The sequence below is a fragment of the Vibrio sp. 378 genome (assembly GCF_033339435.1).
In genome coordinates this window covers 1-554 of record NZ_JAWOUO010000994.1, presented here as the reverse complement: position 1 = coordinate 554, position 554 = coordinate 1, and the positions used below count along the sequence as shown (strand labels likewise).

1 pseudogene is annotated in these 554 nt (G+C 46.4%); it reads right to left on the bottom strand.

The window, feature by feature from the left end:
* Positions 1–554 (bottom strand): annotated as a pseudogene (locus R7Q48_RS29990) (dGTPase); the annotation flags it as partial.

The window sequence follows — 554 nt, the reverse complement described above, 5'->3', positions numbered from 1 at the left end:
CTGCGGCACTTGAATGACATACTGACTGACGAAATGTTTAAGCACATCTAGCGCTTTCGCCATATGCGGTTCTAAACAAGCATTCCATGCCAGTAAAGGGTTTTGGAATGGTTCATCAACCACTTTAATAGAGATGCTTGTAAGTAGGGCATTGACCATACCGCCAATCGCATCTTTGCGTTGGTGATGTTTACCGCTAAACAGCATTTGTCCAATAGAGCCGATATGTTCTTCAAACCAAGGATCACCGCAATCAGCTAACTGACTTGCTGCACCTTCTTGCCATTGCTGACGTGTGACCATACCCAGCACAATGGCATCTTCTAAGTCGTGCACGCCATACGCAATATCATCGGCGAGCTCCATAATGGAGCAGTCGAGGGATTTAAAGCGCGTTTTGCTGTGCTCTAAATCGGAGTCTGGTCGATAGCGCATTTGGCTCAACAGGCTTTTGTCATTCTCGCTGAGTGGAGCGATAACCCAATCAAACAGATCTTTATCACAATCGTAGATGCCTTTCGCTGGGCTCCATTCTTTGGCTTTTAATCGGCGTT